Here is a 19,536-nt window from a genome sequence, read left to right as displayed (position 1 = left end):
GGCTTGAGCCGTGCCCGCGGAAAGCGTCGGCCGGAACGGAGAACAACGTTTTCCATAAAAAATCGTCACTTCATGAAAAATCATAAGTGACGATTTTTTATTAGCTAGGGTTTTGTCCCAAGCTCTTCTATTTATGTAGTAATTGTTAACTTACTTAATTCCTCCACAATTTCTTTAGGCGTATGGACTACATAAGTTGGATTCTCCTTCATGATAAGCTCAAAACTATCCAATCCCCAACTAACCCACATAAAAGGCACTCCCACTTTGTTGCACGCTTCAATATCTCGCAATTCATCTCCAACATAAAGTATACTTTGAGGTGTAATTTGATGATGCTTCATAAACTTTTTCATCGCTCGATCTTTACCAAACAGCTTTTTTACAGAAATCACTTCAGAAACGGTTGAAATTTGTTCTCGTTTTAAAATAGCTTCAATATTTTCCTTTTTATTTGAAGATAAAATAGCAATTGTATATCCCATAGAAGATATGGACTCAAGCATTTCTTTTACCCCATCAAACAACTTCACTTCATGAATATGCTCATGAAAATATTGATAAATTTTTGGTAAGATGAATGTTAGTTTATGCATTGGAAATTGATATTTTTTTGCTTTATTGGCATGGTCAAGATGTCGAATTTGTTGTAAATCCTCCAATTTTAACGGCAAATAGTTGTATTTCTCTGCATAAGCATTCCAAGCATCCACATACACTTCCGCAGAGTTGGCAAGAGTCCCATCAAAATCGAAAATAATGTATCTCACATTTCTATCCCCTTTTCTAATATGCTTCTTTTTATTTAAATTTTGCCGATAGTCAATTCATTCTTATATGGACAACAATACCAAATTCAAAATGAAGAAACAAAAAAACACACCATTTTCAATTAATGGTGTGGGCTAAAAATGTGGAGAAACTCGCTTATTAGAGCTGAAAAAATTTTTTACGACTAGTGTGGAATAGGAAAATGATTCAACCTTCTTTAGAATGCGGAAGTCCAACCGCCATCCACAACTACTACTGTTCCATTCATGAAACTTGAATCTTTAGATGCTAAGAAAAGGGCAACTTGAGCAATTTCTTCTGGTTTTCCTGAACGTGGGGATAGTTTATGAGTTAATCCTGATCGTTCCATCCCCAATTGACTAACGTTCGTAATGCTTGCACCGATATTTGTTTCAACAGCTCCCGGTGCTATTCCGTTTACACGTATTCCTTTATGTGCATACATAAAACCAGCATTTTTCGTTAATCCAACAACTGCATGTTTTGATGCTACATAGGCAGCACCGGCATGAGCACCATTTAACCCCCCAGTTGAAATCGTATTGATAATCACACCTTCTTTGTTTTGTTCCAACCAATAATTAACAGCTTTACGCATAGCACGCATTACACCTTTTAAATTAATATCAAAAATGCGATCCCATTTTTCATCTGTAATTTCTCCTACAGGTTCAAATCCATCCATTATCCCTGCATTATTAACTAAAATATCTAAAGTGCCATATTCATCAATTGCCGTTTGGACCATGTTTTCAACATCTTCTAATTGAGATACATCTGCTTTTACAGCGATACAAGTGCCACCATTTTCTGCAATACTTTCCTCAACCGCCTTTGCTCCTTCTAAATTGTAATCCGCTAAGATGACTTTCGCTCCTTCTTTTGCATATAACTCTGCAATCGCTTTTCCCATTCCTGAAGCTGCACCTGTCACAATGGCTACTTTATCTTGTAATTTCAATTTCATCCCTCCGATTTTGCATTTTTTGAACACCCATCTTAATTTTCATTTTATTTTTACAAAAAAAGTTATTCAAGTTCCACCGATTGATAAATTTGTAAATTTTATGAAACTATTTACATTTTCCATTAATTCTCCTTTTGATACTTGTTTACTTATTCATTGAGCACTAGAAAATGATTAAAAATAATAAGATAAAAATCTCTCTTTATCTACACAAATGTACTTACCCTCTTTCAAAGCAATTCATACATTAGATTCAGAAGGGGGTGAGTTGAATGGGTTACAAATACGATAACTACGGCTATGGCGGTGGATATTGCAATGGCTTCGCTTTACTCGTAGTGTTATTTGTTTTACTAATTATCGTTGGAGCAGGATTCAAAGGATTCTATTAATTCGTCCGATTATACCACCACCTGTCCCAAATCGACACTACGATGAAAGTTAATAAGTCCCAACGAAATTTTTGTTGGGACTTTTAAATTGAAATAAGAGGCCATATATGAACACTCAATTGTTTTGAATAATGAGGAATTGGATTAATAGCTTTAGAACTAATATTCAATGCTGTTGATAAAATATTATGTTCTACTTCCATTAACTCTACATCATGAACAATCCACGGTTCATGATAAATATCACAACGAAGTAATTTTCCTTGTGGATTTGTTGTATAAAAGCAATATCTTTCCAATAACCATTCGCCTAACGTTCCTTGCTTCATACGGGATGCTTGAGAATGAACATTATATTGACATTTGAATGGTAAAGAATAGATTCTACTGCTTTCAGAATGGAATTGCTTTTCTGATTTTAATAGCGACATATCCAAGTATATATACGGTAAATGAAACAACACCTTTGCCAATTTGGCAGTTACCCTATGACGAATCGCCAACTGAAAAAAATAGATACCTGGTTTATTTCCAGCTTTTACATACGTTCGCACATTCAACCCTGGAATTCCTCTACCCATCGGAACAGATGGTATGCCACGAATGCCAATCGCCTTCGTCAAGTATGATACAATCGTAACCCAACCTTGTCCTTCAAATGTATCAAGCATAAGATTTGGAGGAAGGTGTGCTTCTAATACATCTTTTTTTACTGGGTAGTGAAGAAATAAAATATCAGTCCAAGTTTGTTTCATCAACCAAGGGATTTTTTTTGGCAATACATCTTTATTCGCATTATAAATTTCTCCCATATCCATCCTCAATCATCGATAGATTTTTCTATAATATTTACAATTTTTATTGAAATTATGACTAGTAAGCGAAAAGTATGAAATTTTTCAACTTGTCAATAATGATATTAGAATAGAGAAATCGGGAGGCTATTTCATGAATTTACAACGCGCAAAAGAAATCGCCGAATCAGGTGCAATCGCAAATGTTTTATATAACGGACAGCGCATCTACATTCAGCATGTTGATGAAACGAAAGGAACAGCCCGTATTTATCCTTTAGATGACCCAGAAAATGAAAAAGAAGTACCCGTTGAACAATTATTAGAAAATTGATATCCCTCTTTCATTATTGTAAATGTACGCAAAATAGTTGCGCACTTTTATGATTGGCGCAAATGCAAAGAACGAGATATAACAACTTACTTTTACGTTTTTAAAAAAAATATGATATATTTAATGAATGTCAAACAAGACGGTCGAAATGGACTGTCTCTTTTTATTAACATATTTTCAAAAGGAAGATGAAATTGATTAAGCAACCGAAATATATTTATACTTTTGTTTACCATCCTGACGAATTTGAGCTTTGTCGAATGGAAAGGCGCTCTTTATTTGGAATTGATACTGAACAAAATTTTATTATCACCGATCGTAAAATCAATCCTAGCCGTAGTCCTTTTATAGAAGATTTCTTAGAAGTGTATGTTGAGGCACATAGTTTTGAGGAACTAAAACAGATCATTAATGGTATAAAATTTACGGATTCTTCTTACAAAGTCGTATGTCTTAACAAAATGGATATCGGAAATACAAAGAAAATCCATCATCCTGAAAGACGAAAAATTGAAAGGCAAATTGGACAGGCTATTGATGGAGAACCAGATTTAAACCAACCTGATGTTATTTTTGGTTTGCTTTACATAAATGAATGTTGGTATTTTGGAAAAGCGACAAAAGCTGAATCAATTTGGCGTAAACATTTACATAAGCCGAACAGTTATTCAACGGCTCTTAGCACGAGAGTGGCTCGAGCGATTGTTAACATCGCAATTCCCGAACCAGAAGGCATTCGAGCTATTGACCCTTGTTGCGGTATTGGAACAGTATTAATCGAAGCGTTATCTATGAATATTGATATTGTCGGAAGAGATATTAGTCCGCTCGTTTGTGTTGGAGCAAGAGAAAATATCGCCTATTTTGGATACGAAACGACTGTGACAAAAGGCTCCATTGCAGATGTAACAGATTATTACGATGTAGCAATTGTGGATTTACCATATAATATTTATTCTCATCTTTCACCAGAACAAGAATACGATATCATTCAACACGCACGGCGCATTGCTAACCGGGTTTTATTTGTCTCCATCAAACCGATTGATGATTTAGTGCAAAAAGCTGGATTTACTATAACAGATCGCTCAGTTGCAAAAAAATCAACTTTTGTTCGATTTATTTTATTGTGTGAATAAATTCTTTACATTTGGAATACATCCTTAATGAGAATGTTTTTTATGATGATTATCTTTCTTATATTGGCAAAATATGATTAAGTATTTACTAGATTTAAGATTTATTAATTGACTTGCTCATTAATGTAAATGAAAAATCATCCGCTCTTGATTGTCGGATGATTTTTTATTTTAAATTTATATCAACTAATTTTTTTGAAACTATTCTCCTTTTAAAATCATCCTCCAAAGAATAGATCAAGTATGTTCGATGCCGTTGATGATTGTTTATTATAAAATTCTGAATATCCACAGCTTTTACAGTAAACAACAATGAAATGATTATGTTGAATATCAAACATTTTTGATAAACCAGTACCCGACATGGCTACTTCCTTTGTTGCTGCGTTGCGACTTCCACATTTAATACACCCATTTTTTTGCAAAATTATCCCTACTTTCCTTTCCATTCTTTTCTATTCTATACGATTTCAATGTCCCTATAGTTTCAACAATTTGAAAGCTTAATAGAAAAAGGAAAACATCACCTTTGTCTTAAGTGAAAAAGGTGATGTTTTATCTATTTCATCATTTATTGACTTGCAGCTACCATTTCATTAATTTGTTTTGATATGGCATCCTTTGTCGTTGAAAGTGTAATAGCTAGTTCGTTATACAAAAGATTGCTTGCCTCTTCCAATAATTTTGTTTCTTGTATTGGTAACTTTTTTCCTTCATTTTCGAATTGTATTTTTCTTCTTAACAACGTATTCAATAATTCTGCTAGCTCTTTACGATTTTCACTGCTAAAGACGGAATTGAAAAACTGATTGAGATCTGTATTTTTTTCAATCCATTCTTTTGCAGGTTGTTTAAAAATATTCATTAAATTTTTTGCTTCTTCTGCTGACAACATTTTTTTTAATTTCGATTGGTCACCATCTACAGGATAATATAATTTTAAATCTGGATAACTAATAGGATGCAAGACATAATATAATTTTTCTTTACCAGAAAAAAGTTTCTCTGCAACATCATCAATTACACAAACACCGTGACCGCCATATAATAAATATTCACCTACTTGGTACATGAAAAATCCTCCCTGCAAATGTATACCTATCAACTTCGTTAAGGTTTGTAATCATCATTCAGCCGACTATTTAAACCTATTACACTCTATCTCTACATGAAAGATATTGATTGAATGGCGAGTAAAAGTAAAAAAGGAGTTTAATATAACTGCTTATAAGAAGAAGCAATACAATTAACGAGGAAAGCAATGTACCGATATGATTTCAAATTGGCATATTTTATAACATTAATACGTCTATCTATACAGTGTGATTAACAAATAATCAGCACATCAATAATTAAATAGAAACTTCTACATAAAAATCCTATGAGTTTTATACAAAATATGGGAAAAGTTTCCATTTAGATATTATTCATTTAAAGAACGCGGAGTTTTTATATTCAGGAAATTTTCCATTGCTAAAAGAATTGCTGAAATAAAGTTAAGAGGGTATTAGTGAGGAATATGGAATCGAACAGCTTTAATGAAAAGATTATTACGGAAACAGCACACCATATAGTATATGCATGAAATAAAAAAATGATACCATCATGAAATTAACCCAAGAAATGTTGAAATCACCGCATTTCTTGGGTTCTTGCTCTTTCCTATTAAATTACCAATTTACGATTCTACTCCGATAAAATCGAAGTAATCATATGTTTTGAATCCCACTCGCCTCTAGAGATTGTAGAAAGTTGATATTTTCGAGGGAACAATTGTTGATGAATTTCATCAACAGAATACCCTTTCTTTGATAAACTTTTCACCTGATCCGTTAACATATATAAATAATCGAGCTTTTGCCGAAATGCTTTTTTACCATCTTTTATATACCCTGCATGACAACAAAACATTTCTCCGAAATCAAGTTGTAATACTTTTTCGATTGATCGAATGATTTGCGGTATACTTTCTTCACGTAATATAAGCTTTGTACGTGGAGTGACAAATAAATCACCAGCAAATAGTTGGCCAGTTGATTCGTTTAAAAATGACACATGATCTGCTGCATGACCTGGTGTTTCAATGACACGCCATCTATATTTTCGTGATTCGAAACTTTCCTCATGGGGATTTGCACGATATGGAGGCCGAATCCCCCAAAAAAACTTTCGATATAACATATAATTTGCTTTTTTCTTACTTTTTTCAATTGACATAGGATGCAAATATATTGGTATACCTTTATCACTCAAATATTTCGCACAACCTTCATGATCTTCATGGGCATGGGTAATCACAACGCGGTCAATGGAGAGCGGTTCATAAAATCCCATAAACTGTTTTCTCATGACATGTGCTCCGCAGTCAATGACTACACCATCTTGGTAAAATGAATAAACGTTTAACTTGACTTGTGAAAATGCATTCTTCCCTTCAAAAAGTTTAACATCCCCTTGTATGCTTTCGAAAAAACTTTGTTTTAGCAGCAACTAAACCACCCCAATTTGCTCATTTATCGAACGTTGTATATTACTTCAGTAGCGTATTATGTAAACATCAGATTTCTTGAATGAATTGCACTTCGTCATAACCACACTCTTGACATACCATTAAATGTGGACAAACTTGGTCCCGTGCCGTATTCGGATAGCCGTCTCCCATTTTCACCGTCTCTTCGTCATTATAATGTCCATAAGGATCGAAATAATCGGAAACCTTCCCTGAATCCTCCAACTTATTCTTGCAATTTGGACAAAATACTTCTAATTCCTGCAAAGAATTGCAAAGTGGACATTGTGCCATCCTTCATTCACCTCAATCATCATTATTCACATGTAAAGAAAAAAGCATTCCTTCAAGGGAAAGAATGCTTAATATCTTATCCATAAGCTACATTAGATGTACACAATGTAAGCAAATTAAAATCTATTAAAACAAACAGCATTCTCATACATTTTTTAAATAAGCCAAATAGTAAAACAAACTTACAAAAATAGCTCCTCCAACTGAATTTCCCAAAAAGACAGGAACAAAATTTGTTATATACTGACCCCAAGTCATTTCACCTGCAAAAATAGCTGCAGGAATAATAAACATATTTGCTACAACATGTTGAAAACCGATTAATACGAAGATCATGATAGGAAACCAAATGGATAAAATTTTCCCAGAAAATGATGTCGTTCCGTAACACAACCATACAGCTAGCGCTACAAGCCAATTACAACCGATTGCAGAAACGAAAGCTTCAATAAAACTTGCATTTACTTTCGCCAATGCTGTACTTACCGTTTTGTTTAAAAAATCTCCTTCCGTTAGTCCAACGACATGTCCAAAAAAATAAGCTACAAATAATGCACCAATCAAATTAAAAACGGTAATCCAAAACCAATTTCTTAAAAGCTTTGTAAAAGTAATCCTTTTGGCAAAATAGGACATTGCAACTGCCATCATATTTCCAGTAACTAATTCGCCACCAGCTAACAAAATTAATATTAATCCAATTGGGAACACAGTTGCTCCCATGAAGGTTACAAAACTCCCCCATTCATCAGGCATTGTTCCCGTTATCCGAATAAATGCCAGATACCCCATTGAGATAAATGCCCCTCCTAAAAATCCTAAAATCAGCATTTGAAAAAGGGACATATTCGCCTTTTCTTCCCCTTTTTGAACGGTGATTTGGGCTATTTCCTTAGGACTGTAATCCATGTTAGACCTCCCAAGTCCTTTATTTTATAGAATAAGAGCTAGATAGCCCGCGTTAATTTTTATAAATTTAGGAAATTAGTTGTTCAGAATATTTTTAATTCTTTTTATAGATTTAATTATTATTAGGAGACAATATGTTATTCAAAATATTTTACCATTAAATAATGAGGGATACCTTCCTCCAAAAATTCATCCGAATTAATGATATAACCTAGCTTTTCGTAAAAAACTTTCGCATGAGATTGTGCATGTAACTTTACTTTTTGGCAGTCTTTTTCTTTTGCCATCTTCTCTAATTCTTGCACGATTAATTTTCCAATGCAAATTTTACGATATGGTTGTAATACACAAATTCTTTCCAATTTACCAAAACCATCTACGAAGCGTATTCTTCCAGCCCCAACAGGCTTGTCATCGACAACAATCAATAGATGTTCGCAAGGAGAAAGAAGGTTATCATACTCATCTATTTCGCTTTCCATTGGAACACCCTGTTCCTCAACAAATACTTCTTTTCGAATTGAAAAAGCTTTTTCTAATTGTTCCTCTGTCGACACACGAATTACTTCAATCTTCATGTTATCCCCTTCCCATTTTCAATAAAATCTGTATATTAATTTACCATTATTAATATAAAAATACATGTATTTTCAATTGATATAAAAAAAATCTAATATACTAAATAATTAGTACTTGGTAATAAACAGATGGAGTGATATTTATTAGAGTTCATCAAAATAAACATTAATATGTTATAAGATTGTTAAATTTTTAACTAGACATCACCCTCAATGGCGGTTACTATAGTATACGAAGGTATTCTGTAAATCTAAATGTATTAGATTTTGTTTTTAAAAACACGAATCATTAATTTCGTGTTACATTTTTTGCTAATACACTTTAGTTTACTAAACAACTAAATAATTAGATTACTAATATAAGGAGCGTATACTACATGAAACGTAAAATAGCTTTATTTTTCTTCATGACGTTGATCATCTTAGTATTAGCTGCGTGTGGTTCATCATCTAAAGAAGAATCAAATGGCACAAAAGATGAAGCAAAAGATAAAGAAACTTTAATAATTGGTATCGATGATAAGTTTGCACCAATGGGATTCCGTGACGATCAAAACGAAATCGTTGGTTTTGATATCGACATGGCTCGTGCTGCTGCAGAAAAAATGGGTGTTGAAGTGGAGTTCCAACCAATCGATTGGACTACAAAAGAAACTGAATTATCCAGTGGCCGTATCGATTTAATTTGGAACGGTTACACTATAACAGATGAACGTAAACAGAAAGTATTATTTACAAAACCTTACTTAGAAAACGCACAAGTTGTTGTAACATTAGTAGATTCTCCTATTACAAAAATCAATGAACTTGCTGGAAAACAAGTGGGAGTTCAAGCATTGTCTTCTGCATTGGATGCGTTAAATGAACATCCTATTAGCAATGAAGTAAATTTAAATGAATACAAAGATAATGTACTTGCATTAACAGACTTAAAAAATGGTCGCCTTGATGCAGTTGTAATCGACAAAGTTGTAGTTGAATATTACATGACACAAGAACCAGATACATTTACAATTCTTGAAGAAGAACTTGCTCCAGAACAATATGGAGTTGGTGTGAAAAAAGGAAATGAAGAATTACTTGAAAAACTGCAGGCAGCATTAGATGAAATGAATGAAGACGGTACTGCAGCTGAAATATCTGAGAAATGGTTCGGTGAAGATCGAGTATTAAAATAATATATATGCTAAAATAGAATGTCATTATTTTCGATAAGAGTTTCCATGTGACAATGGAACTCTTATTTTTTGGGAGGAAACATCATGGTTGATTACTGGAATCGGATTGTTTGGCCGATGCTTGAAGGAGCTCAAATGACCATTTTGCTCTTTTTCATTGCCATTCTTGTATCAATTCCATTAGGATTTATTCTAACACTTGCGGTACAAAGCCGTTTTAAGCCCCTTGCATGGCTTTCACAAATATATATTACCGTCATGCGAGGCACTCCCCTATTATTGCAGCTCTTATTAATCTGCTTCGGATTGCCGATGCTGCCTGTGGTAGGGGAATATTTAGTATTTGATCGTTTCGTTGCGGCTTGTATTGGATTCGTATTAAACTATGCAGCCTATTTTGCTGAAATCTTTAGAGGCGGGCTCATTTCCATCGACAAAGGTCAATATGAAGCAGCAAAAGTACTTGGCTTAACAAAATGGCAAACGACAACACGCATCATATTACCCCAAATGTTTCGAGTAGCCTTGCCTGCTGTTGCCAACGAATCCATTACGCTCATCAAAGATACCGCGCTACTTTATGCAGTTGCAGTGCCAGAATTATTACACTTTGCACAAACAGCTGTAAACAGAGAGTTTACAATTGTCCCTTACTTTATTGCGGGAGTAATTTACTTAGCGATGACACTCATATTGACGGTATTCTTTAAATGGTTAGAGCGTCGATATAAATACGAATAGAGGTGAAAAAATTGGCGCTAATAGAAGTTACAAATTTGAAGAAATCATTTGGGAACCAGGAAGTATTAAAATCCATTTCATTTTCGGTAGATAAAAAAGAAGTTATTGCAATGATCGGCCCTTCAGGTTCAGGAAAGAGTACATTGTTACGCAGTTTAATTCATTTAGAAGAAATTGATAACGGTAGTATTTGTATCGACGGCGATTTTTTAGTAAAAGATGGGCAATATGCTAACCAAGCAGATATACGAAAAATTACAGGAAAAATGGGAATGGTGTTTCAACACTTTAACTTATTCCCTCACTTAACTGTTAAAGAAAATCTGATTTTAGCCCCGAAACTTAGAAAATCCGAATCGATGGAAGAAATAGAAAAACGCTGTATGGATTTATTGCGAAAAGTGGGATTGTCCGATAAAGCGAATGCTTATCCTAGCAATCTGTCAGGCGGTCAAAAACAGCGTGTTGCTATTGCACGATCCCTTATGTTAAATCCACAAATCTTGCTGTTTGATGAACCTACTTCTGCCCTTGACCCGGAATTAACGGGAGAAGTGTTGAAAGTCATGAAGGATTTAGCAGAAGAACATATGACGATGATTGTCGTAACGCATGAAATGGGCTTTGCAAGAGAAGTGGCAAATCGTGTGATCTTTATGGATGGCGGAGAAATTATCGAATCAAATGAACCTGAACAGTTCTTCCAACATCCTCAACATGAACGTACGAAAGCATTTTTACATAAAAATTGGAAATGAAAAGGTCGTCTATTTTCAGACGACCTTTTGTCATATTAATCTAACACTACAGTTTCGTTAAACAATATTCCTAGATATCGATATTTGATATGTACATTATGAATATCTTCATGATGATTTACAGTTAATCCATAAATTGTATCCTTTTCTATCGCTGAACCTTCATCTAATTTCTTTAACAGTTCTTCCGGTATCGTTCCTTTTGGAATGGAAATATCTTCGATGTTGAAATATTGAATGTGACTAGCTGCAACTGAATTTTCATCAATTGTTCCTGCAAAACCTACCAAAGCATTGCTAACTTGGATTTTTATTTCATTCGGATCCGCATGATTATTGACTTTTACACTAGTGACTTCCAAATCTCCAATCCCTTTATTCCCTATTGCAATTGCAACGGTATGATGATCTTGACCCTTAAAAATCGTTCCTATTACTAATGGTGGTGTCACTTTAATATAGATAAAAAACCCACCAATTAATAAAACGAGTATGAACGCAACAAGTAAAATTTTTTTCAATGTTCTCATCCTTTAAAGTAAATTTCCAAACCAATTATCCCTCTTTCAGTTTATACTACTTTCATGCAGAGAGTAGAATGTAAAATTTAAAACTATGTGAAAAATTTTTCAATGTTTTTAGTCATATCATTAAAATTTTATAGTAAAGATAAATTAAGGGGGAATTTACATGGGAGAATATATTAAAATGCAATTTACTCGTACAAGAATGGTATTAAAGCAAACTTTAGAAAACATTACACCAGAGGTCTATTCTACAATTCCAAAAGGTTTTAATAACAATATTTTATGGCAAGTAGGACATGTATTGATGACTACAGATTTTTTACTCTTCAACAGTAAAGTGACGATACCAAAAAGTTATCAAAAATTATTTGGTCCTGGTACCAAACCAGCAGATTGGCCAATGGATGTACCATATCTTGAAACTTTGCTGCAACAAATTGAAGAACAACTGGAACGTATTCAATCAATCGATACCAATACCTTTAATGAAAAACTGCCAAAAAGTATATTTGGAAATGAAACAAAAGGAGAATTGGCTGCTTTTGCAGCATTCCATGAAGCAATGCATGTTGGACAAATTCAAGTAATGAAGCGATTGATTGAAACTATGAAAACAAAGTAAAAAATGATGAAAACCGCCATCTTCTGGCGGTTTGTTAATCATTGTATGAACATAACTGTTTCACCGATATTATATTCTTTCTGTTTCTCCTCTCCATCTTCTATCCACTTTACGACAAAGACACCTTCTTTTAAACGCTCTTTTATTTCTTCCTCAGTTATTTCACCCGTATAAAGGACGATTTCTTCTTGAACAATATACTCCTTTTTATCGATATTATCGTATTCAAAACCTTCTCCCGTCCAGTATACATTTGATGATAATAAATTTCTAATTGACTCAGACATTTCCGTATTAATGTTTTCTACTTGATTAGAATATTTAAATTTAAACGTAAAAAGCATTTTTCGGAAGTTTTTCTGATCAGGGTGTTCGACATATTCTAATGCCCCAAGGGTTTGATAAGTTTCATCATCGATTGGTGTTATTTCAGTACGAATTTGCATATATGGATTATTTAAATAATACAAATAACCTGATATAAAAAGAACGATAAAAAGAAACATCGTAACAATTAATGCAATCACTTTTCTTTTCATCATATCCCCTCTTTTTCTCGAATTTGTTCTATCAGAAGGTATCCATTTTAAATATTTCTTTTTGAAATCATGTTTCCCTGTTATTAAAATAAAATTTCTTTTGAATAATTTATTTTCTCATCATTAGTATCTCTATTACTCATTCAATTACTCCATATCAATAATCTTAAAATTTCCGTACATAATTTTTAATTCATTCATAACTAAATCAAATGCCTTCATTTGACACTTTTCATAGTACTCTTTATTATCAACTTAAAGTATAAGAAAGGTGAAGAGGTTAAATGAAACCACCATTAACAAAAGAGGAACGAGAATCCCTTTTCCCTTATGCAACTAAAGAACAACTGGATTTTCTCTTAAACCATGTTAAACAAGGCTTCAAAACAAAATTTTTAAATATAATGGCCGATAAAAAAGTAACACTCGTTCGTTCTCAAGATGTCACGTTAGTAGAGATTGAAAAAGATGCTAGTAGCTGGATTCTTGAAGATTATATTGATTATGGAAAAGGCAACTACCTCGGCCGATGTGCCTGCAACAGAAAATTAAGACGAGTATTTACTGTAAAACATGTAGTGACCGGAAGAAGAATTGATTATGGTGAAGATCATCTTATGCAATTTCTCGGCATCGATGAAAATATTTTAAGAGACATTGTTAAAGATGCTTCCATTATTCATTTAGAACTGGATGAATTGCTCATAAAAATCAAAGAAAACCAATACGGCTATGAAATATTGGAAGATTTAGACGGAATGGAAATACCAGAAGATATTCAGGCCCATATCAATGCGAACGTCCCCTTATTAGATCGACAAATAAATCGTTTATATCGAAAATTGCGTGAAATTGAAAGGAATGTAAGAAAACAGCAAGAAGAATCATTAATGAAAGCTCTGTTGGAAGAAAAAAATCGAATGCTTCAACAAATAGAGCGGGAACATAGAAGATTGGAAGCAATAGTGGAAAAAGTTCGTCAAAATCTCCCACCAAACCCAACAAAAGAAATGATTGCACTTCAACTTGTATTCAACGGCTTCTCTAGCACATTAGAAATATGTCACATCTTAATTGATTACTTTGGTCAAGATGGCTCTTTATCTGCCGGAGTCCATAAAAGACCAAGAATTTTTCCATCCATTCTTCAACATTTTCTAGAACAAACAGAAAAGGGAAATTTAATACTTATGGAAAAAATCGGTGTTGAAGATTGTATCTTTATTCCAAATGAAGATGTAAACATCCGATTAGAAATGGAAGATACTATTGAGGAAAATAACGAAGGGGAAGAACAGTTAACTTTATTCTTATAAAATTTTATAAAACTCCTTCGCCATGTCGTTATCTAATTTAATGATGATTTCATCGCTTGTAAGTTCATTTTCATGATGAAATTTTTTGATTTGAATATTTCTAAATAAATAGCAGTAAATCATATAAACAATTTCAGAACAGATTTTAAGCTGTTTATTTAGAAATGTTCTCCTAGGAGGTCGTTCAATGCTGAAAATTTTTACACATCTTTTAATTCCCAATTCCAACAACAGTCAATATGTCCGAATAGATAATGACATAAACATAGAAATGATTTCAAAATACATTTTTAATACATTTAATCAATATTCAATTGAAATTATTTACAATGAAAATTCTTTAACTGAGTTTCAGATTGTAACGATCGAACCATGGGTTACTTATTTATTGCTGATGAAAAATTATTTAATTAAAGATTTCGCCAGAGTCACCGACTTATCTAAACCCATTACTTACGTTTTTACTAAAGACGAACATGGACAATTCGTTTTTCATATCAATGATAAATTAAATCAACTTACACATCAGGTAATACTACCCGAAAAAGAATTTTTTCATACGCTTTATGAAAGTTTAATGATATATTTACAATTCATGAAAAGATGCAATGTGAATTATTACCAATACTGGATGAGTCGATACGAAAAACATATCTATATTGTTAGAAAGCAAATGGAATCAAAGTATTTTCATACATCATTTAATCATTGATGTACATCATGACCTCCCTAAAAAAGACATGCGACGAATTGTCCATGTCTTTTTTATTCAGCTATCATCGGAAAAGGCAAGTAATATTATATCTTTTTTACTTGCCTTTTTTCCTGTGAAAATATGTTTATATTACTAGTAATGAATAGGTAAAGAATACTTCATTCAGCAAATGATTGTTGGTAAAATGCACGTAAAACTTGCTAATCTAATCCTTGTCCATCCTTCTAGATTTTGCGTAATTGGCGAATACGATTAAGGAATGCAAAGTCTAGAATATATGACTGTGGAATGATAGTACTTCCGATAATTGCAGTATTAAGGAATTAGAAAACATTGTCATATTTTAGAATCAAAAACATACTTTTTTACCAGAAAACTTTGCCGAAAAATATTCTTTACACTATTAACTCAATTATCCATTAAATTTGTAATAATGGAAATACTGATATCATAATTGACGATTTTTCTGTCATAAGTGACTTTTTGTATAACTGTTTACTTGGTATTTTTTGTAATTTCTAACAATAAATTCTTGATTACCGCTACAAAATAAAAAATTATCAATGTTAGAAGTTATCTTCCATACTTTTTCTAATATAAAAAAAGTCGAGAGCAATTAATGATGTAAGCAGTCCAACTACTACAAAATTCGGTTCTGATTCATCATTTTTAATTTTATCAAAATAATTTTTACATCGTTGGAATTCTCATTTTTGGTTTACCCTTTAATCTCCCCGATATAATATCGACCCTCATAAAAAAGGCAGTGAACTTACCGCCCACTGCCCTTTAAAATCGTAATTTATTTTCCATCGTCTTCAGTTTTAAATCTTCGAATTAACATGTTCAGTTCCTCTGCCCAAGTAGCTAAAGTTTTTGCAGATGAGGATATTTCCTCCATCGACGCTAGCTGTTCCTCTGTAGCAGCAGCAACCTGTTGAGATGCAGCAGCATTGGATTGAGCAATTTGTGAAAACTCATCTGTCATGATTGATAATTTTTGTACTTCACTAGAAATTTGTTTTGAGTAATTAGCGATTTTTTCCATTTGTGGTGTGATATCTCTTGCACTTTGCAAAATAGCATTAAATTTTTCAATCGCTTCGCTGGAAACTTTGACTCCTACTTCTACGTCATTTTTCACTTTCGTCATCATATTAACGGAGCTCTCTGTATCTTGTTGAATAGCTTGAACAATGGATTGAATTTCTTTTGCGGAAGTTTGAGACTGTTCAGCAAGCTTGCGAACTTCTTCTGCAACTACAGCAAATCCTTTTCCATGTTCTCCAGCTCTTGCTGCTTCAATTGCTGCATTTAATGCCAACAGATTTGTCTGTTCTGCTATATCTGAAATGACGTTTAATATTGAATAGACTTCCTTCGAGCGTACTGCTAAAGAAGATATGATGGCATTGGATTTATGAACTGAATCATGGATATTGTTCATTTGATTCACCGTATTATGTACAGCTAATCCGCCATTTTCCGCATGATTGCTCGCTTGTTGTGCTAATTCTAGTACTTCCATTGTATAATTTGCTATTTGTGTTATATCATTGGAAATTTCTTTTATTGCTTTTGAATTTTGATCCACATTATTTGTTTGTTGCTCTGCACTGCCCGCAATTTTTTGAACAGAATCAGATACTTGTTCTGTTGCCAACATAGTTTGTTCTGCGCTAGCACTTAATTGTTCTGATGAGGAAACAACATGAAATGAATGTTGTTCTACTTCGCGTACTAGACTTTTTAAGCGTTCTTGCATCTCTTTAAAGGCCTTACTCAACTGGCCGATTTCATCATTGGTTTCAACTTCAATTGTTTCAGTTAAATCGCCTTTACTAATCGTTTCCGCTTGTTCTTTTAATCTTTTAATTGGTTTAATAATCGTTTGAATAATGAAAAATAGCAATAATACACCTATAAAAATAGAAATACAGATAATGAGAATCGTTTTAGAAAAAATCGGTGATGCCGTTTCATCAATTTCAGATGTATACAAATTACCAGCCAATTTCCATCCTGTTAAATTATTTGTTGTAAAGGCCATTATATTTTCTTCACCATTTAATTCATATTCAAATTGCCCATTTTCCATTTCATATAGCGCATTGTATAGAAGTTCATCAACTTGTTCGCCACTTTCATATGTAGGATGAACAATTGTTTTTCCATGCTGATCGAATACGGAAGTAAAACCATTTTTTCCAATTTTCACTTGATTCGCTAATTGTTCTAAATAACTTAAACTTAAATCAATTCCTATTACACCCGAAGCATCAGACAGAGTTTTAGATATCGTTACAACGATATGTCCATCACTTGCAGAAACATATGGTTCGGAAATAACAATATTTCCTTGTTTTTCCATCGCTTTTATGTACCAATCTCTAGTCCGTGGGTCAAAATCATTTCCTAAATCGATATTAGGCTCTAAGATAATTGAACCGGCAGTCGTACCAATAAATATCATTTCAATTTCAGGATGTAATTGTCGATACTCATCTAACTTGCCTCGTAATGTTGGAAGATTTTTTTCTTCAAATAATTCAGGTGAAATGATTTCGATGAAATATTCTAAATCATGTATTCTAGACTGTATTTCATTCGTAACAGTAATATTTAGCAATTTTAAATTTTCATCAACACTTGCCAGCATCTCCTTTTTCACAGTCTCTTTTGCAGTCAAAAATGCTGAGAATCCGACTATCATTGATGGTATAACTAAAAAAATTAAAAATGCTAATATGATTCTCGCCTTAAAGTTTTTAAAAATACTAAAGTTATTTTTCATGATTAAAAACCCTCATTTCATCAATCATTCATATGTGAGTAAGTTAATTTATTTATGAGTAACAAACTCTTTTAATTATATAATAAAATGTCGAAAAATGTTCAAATTTATTTGAAAAATATTCTATTCTTTCATCTATTTTCTTTTAAAATAAAAAAGCGATTGATTAAATTGAATCAATCGTTAAAAAGTGTTTGGCAATGGGGTTTGCTGAATTGATGAAAATCATAAGTGCAATTAATAAGCAATTCTTAGTAACCCGTGTCGCTGTACGTGTTTTTCACCCTTATTGCAAGTAATATTTTAGGCTGTCTAAAAAATTTAGACAGCCTATATCTCTTTTTTTATTCTTTTGGCTCTAAATCTTCAATAGAATCTATATCCATATAGCTTGGTACAACTAATCCAACTTTTGCCCCCACCAAATTTTCGCCTAAATCGATTATATCATCTTTGTATTGTTCATAGAACGATCCGTGCGTTACAGGCAACCAAGGAGCAACTGAAGCATCCCCTTCCCCGTTAGCAATTGCTTGGAACATGATAATTGGATCTACTGGTGTGATCGTTACATCATAGCCAAGTTGCTCTAATACAAATTTTACAACATGACTTGATGCTTCTTCCGTTTCCCATGGAGTCGACACCAATTCAAATTTCTCACCGTTAACGGATTGTAAACCTTCCATCCACTCGTTTACTTTCTCTTGGTTTTGTTCTGCCCATTTTTTTGCAGCTTCTTCAAATGTAACTGTTTGGGCATCTAGCATCACTTGCTCCATATCTTCTGGTTCCCAGTAAAAGCGATCCAACATTTCATAAGCAGTTGGGTGTTCTTCTTTTAAGTCTTTTCTAACAATCGTATTAATATTTTCCACTTCACCGAATGTGCCTTTTGGATCTTCTAAATATTTCAAATCATAAGTTGCAAATTTCCAATGAGGATTCCAACCTGTCACAATAATGGGCTCCTCACTTTGAATGGCTTTATCTAACATCGTCAACATGCCAGCAGTTGAACTTTCTGAAACTTTCCATCCTTTTAGATTTTCATATTCATTTAACGCCATTTCTGTTAATTGCATCATTCCAGCGCCCGGTTCTATACCCGTTATTGTATAATCGAGGGCTTGGCTAATACTTACTTGCTCTTCATTGCTTTGAGTTCCCTGAGATGTGTTGTCGCCACAACCTGCTAATACTAAAGATGCGGCGACTCCAAATGTTGCACCAATCGTTTTCACATATTTCATCTTATCTACCCCTCCAAAATGAATATCATTTCGGTAGGTTGTTCAAATCAATCCTATACGAAAAGTTTTATAATGCATTGCAACTGAATAAGCACACCCAACTTCAATTTACCGAATATTCAGATATAAAACTTTGTGATGTACGTTGTAATGCCTGGTAAAACTTCTCATCAACTTATTTTTGCCCAACCGACCGATAGTGTAAGGTTAACATGATTTATATCTCATTACTAGGCATAGGGTTCCAATCGATTGGATTTCGTACTAATTTACTAAATTTTATTGATTTATTTTCTATTTTTTTCAAATATCCCCATCGTTTTTGGCATTCAACCATGCAAAATGAGATGGTGATTTATAATCAAAAATCTCCCAATTAGGAATT

The 19,536-nt window shown here is 33.2% G+C and carries 22 protein-coding genes; 9 read left to right on the top strand and 13 right to left on the bottom strand.

Annotation, left to right across the window (positions count from 1 at the left end):
- Positions 1-131 precede the first annotated feature (131 nt).
- Positions 132-770 carry an HAD-IIIA family hydrolase gene (locus tag HF990_RS11140; protein ID WP_168412609.1) on the bottom strand — a complete coding sequence of 213 codons (639 nt, stop codon included), beginning with the start codon at positions 768-770 and terminating at the stop codon, positions 132-134.
- Between the two features lie 218 nt (positions 771-988).
- A complete protein-coding gene (locus HF990_RS11135) occupies positions 989-1,753 on the bottom strand; it encodes an SDR family oxidoreductase (RefSeq protein ID WP_016838455.1) in 765 nt (254 codons plus the stop codon).
- 278 nt (positions 1,754-2,031) lie between these two features.
- Between HF990_RS11135 and HF990_RS11130 the strand changes: the two genes are divergently transcribed.
- Positions 2,032-2,151, top strand: coding sequence for a YjcZ family sporulation protein (locus HF990_RS11130; protein ID WP_016838457.1), 120 nt, complete (start codon positions 2,032-2,034; stop codon positions 2,149-2,151).
- Positions 2,152-2,234: 83 nt separating this feature from the next.
- Here HF990_RS11130 and HF990_RS11125 read toward each other — a convergent pair whose 3' ends face one another.
- Positions 2,235-2,963 carry a YqjF family protein gene (locus tag HF990_RS11125; RefSeq protein ID WP_016838459.1) on the bottom strand — a complete coding sequence of 243 codons (729 nt, stop codon included), beginning with the start codon at positions 2,961-2,963 and terminating at the stop codon, positions 2,235-2,237.
- Between the two features lie 136 nt (positions 2,964-3,099).
- Here HF990_RS11125 and HF990_RS11120 point away from each other — a divergent pair, with 136 nt between their 5' ends.
- Together HF990_RS11120 and HF990_RS11115 are read left to right on the top strand one after the other, a co-directional pair.
- Positions 3,100-3,279 carry a small acid-soluble spore protein H gene (locus tag HF990_RS11120; protein ID WP_016838461.1) on the top strand — a complete coding sequence of 60 codons (180 nt, stop codon included), beginning with the start codon at positions 3,100-3,102 and terminating at the stop codon, positions 3,277-3,279.
- 194 nt (positions 3,280-3,473) lie between these two features.
- On the top strand, positions 3,474-4,418 hold the full coding sequence (locus HF990_RS11115) for a TRM11 family SAM-dependent methyltransferase (RefSeq protein WP_168412608.1): 945 nt from the start codon (positions 3,474-3,476) through the stop codon (positions 4,416-4,418).
- A 218-nt stretch (positions 4,419-4,636) separates the two neighbouring features.
- On the opposite strand, the gene HF990_RS11110 is transcribed toward HF990_RS11115, so the two are convergent.
- The 6 genes from HF990_RS11110 to HF990_RS11085 form a co-directional block, all read right to left on the bottom strand.
- Complete coding sequence (locus tag HF990_RS11110; RefSeq protein WP_016838465.1) at positions 4,637-4,843, bottom strand: zinc ribbon domain-containing protein; 207 nt, start codon at positions 4,841-4,843, stop codon at positions 4,637-4,639.
- A 146-nt stretch (positions 4,844-4,989) separates the two neighbouring features.
- A complete protein-coding gene (locus tag HF990_RS11105) occupies positions 4,990-5,490 on the bottom strand; it encodes a CarD family transcriptional regulator (RefSeq protein ID WP_168412607.1) in 501 nt (166 codons plus the stop codon).
- Between the two features lie 614 nt (positions 5,491-6,104).
- Positions 6,105-6,908, bottom strand: coding sequence for an MBL fold metallo-hydrolase (locus tag HF990_RS11100; protein WP_016838469.1), 804 nt, complete (start codon positions 6,906-6,908; stop codon positions 6,105-6,107).
- A gap of 67 nt (positions 6,909-6,975) precedes the next feature.
- Positions 6,976-7,221: a hypothetical protein gene (locus HF990_RS11095; RefSeq protein WP_016838471.1), complete on the bottom strand. Its 246-nt coding sequence runs from the start codon at positions 7,219-7,221 to the stop codon at positions 6,976-6,978.
- A 144-nt stretch (positions 7,222-7,365) separates the two neighbouring features.
- Positions 7,366-8,130, bottom strand: a complete 765-nt coding sequence (locus tag HF990_RS11090; RefSeq protein ID WP_096551410.1) for a formate/nitrite transporter family protein — start codon at positions 8,128-8,130, stop codon at positions 7,366-7,368.
- A 137-nt stretch (positions 8,131-8,267) separates the two neighbouring features.
- Positions 8,268-8,708: a GNAT family N-acetyltransferase gene (locus HF990_RS11085; protein ID WP_184656238.1), complete on the bottom strand. Its 441-nt coding sequence runs from the start codon at positions 8,706-8,708 to the stop codon at positions 8,268-8,270.
- A 377-nt stretch (positions 8,709-9,085) separates the two neighbouring features.
- Here HF990_RS11085 and HF990_RS11080 point away from each other — a divergent pair, with 377 nt between their 5' ends.
- From HF990_RS11080 to HF990_RS11070, 3 genes are all read left to right on the top strand, one after another.
- Positions 9,086-9,886, top strand: a complete 801-nt coding sequence (locus HF990_RS11080) for an amino acid ABC transporter substrate-binding protein (protein ID WP_168412606.1) — start codon at positions 9,086-9,088, stop codon at positions 9,884-9,886.
- Positions 9,887-9,970: 84 nt separating this feature from the next.
- Positions 9,971-10,627, top strand: coding sequence for an amino acid ABC transporter permease (locus HF990_RS11075; RefSeq protein WP_016837228.1), 657 nt, complete (start codon positions 9,971-9,973; stop codon positions 10,625-10,627).
- Between the two features lie 11 nt (positions 10,628-10,638).
- Positions 10,639-11,385, top strand: coding sequence for an amino acid ABC transporter ATP-binding protein (locus HF990_RS11070; protein WP_168412605.1), 747 nt, complete (start codon positions 10,639-10,641; stop codon positions 11,383-11,385).
- A 35-nt stretch (positions 11,386-11,420) separates the two neighbouring features.
- On the opposite strand, the gene HF990_RS11065 is transcribed toward HF990_RS11070, so the two are convergent.
- Positions 11,421-11,906: a hypothetical protein gene (locus tag HF990_RS11065; protein WP_168412604.1), complete on the bottom strand. Its 486-nt coding sequence runs from the start codon at positions 11,904-11,906 to the stop codon at positions 11,421-11,423.
- A gap of 169 nt (positions 11,907-12,075) precedes the next feature.
- Here HF990_RS11065 and HF990_RS11060 point away from each other — a divergent pair, with 169 nt between their 5' ends.
- Positions 12,076-12,534 carry a DinB family protein gene (locus HF990_RS11060; RefSeq protein WP_168412603.1) on the top strand — a complete coding sequence of 153 codons (459 nt, stop codon included), beginning with the start codon at positions 12,076-12,078 and terminating at the stop codon, positions 12,532-12,534.
- Between the two features lie 38 nt (positions 12,535-12,572).
- On the opposite strand, the gene HF990_RS11055 is transcribed toward HF990_RS11060, so the two are convergent.
- Positions 12,573-13,073, bottom strand: a complete 501-nt coding sequence (locus HF990_RS11055) for a hypothetical protein (protein WP_168412602.1) — start codon at positions 13,071-13,073, stop codon at positions 12,573-12,575.
- A 284-nt stretch (positions 13,074-13,357) separates the two neighbouring features.
- Between HF990_RS11055 and HF990_RS11050 the strand changes: the two genes are divergently transcribed.
- Positions 13,358-14,389, top strand: a complete 1,032-nt coding sequence (locus HF990_RS11050) for a hypothetical protein (RefSeq protein WP_168412601.1) — start codon at positions 13,358-13,360, stop codon at positions 14,387-14,389.
- Positions 14,390-14,576: 187 nt separating this feature from the next.
- Positions 14,577-15,101: a hypothetical protein gene (locus tag HF990_RS11045; RefSeq protein ID WP_016837221.1), complete on the top strand. Its 525-nt coding sequence runs from the start codon at positions 14,577-14,579 to the stop codon at positions 15,099-15,101.
- Positions 15,102-15,906: 805 nt separating this feature from the next.
- Here the strand turns inward: HF990_RS11045 and HF990_RS11040 are convergent.
- The gene (locus HF990_RS11040) at positions 15,907-17,898 is read right to left on the bottom strand and encodes a methyl-accepting chemotaxis protein (protein ID WP_016837220.1); all 1,992 of its coding nucleotides are present in this window, start codon (positions 17,896-17,898) and stop codon (positions 15,907-15,909) included.
- A 344-nt stretch (positions 17,899-18,242) separates the two neighbouring features.
- The gene (locus tag HF990_RS11035; RefSeq protein ID WP_016837219.1) at positions 18,243-19,151 is read right to left on the bottom strand and encodes a glycine betaine ABC transporter substrate-binding protein; all 909 of its coding nucleotides are present in this window, start codon (positions 19,149-19,151) and stop codon (positions 18,243-18,245) included.
- Positions 19,152-19,536 lie beyond the last annotated feature (385 nt).

It is taken from the genome of Ureibacillus thermosphaericus (genome assembly GCF_012396605.1).
GTDB lineage: Bacteria > Bacillota > Bacilli > Bacillales_A > Planococcaceae > Ureibacillus > Ureibacillus thermosphaericus.
The sequence above is the reverse complement of the archived record's forward strand: the minus strand, read 5'-3'. Positions and strand labels throughout refer to the sequence as shown.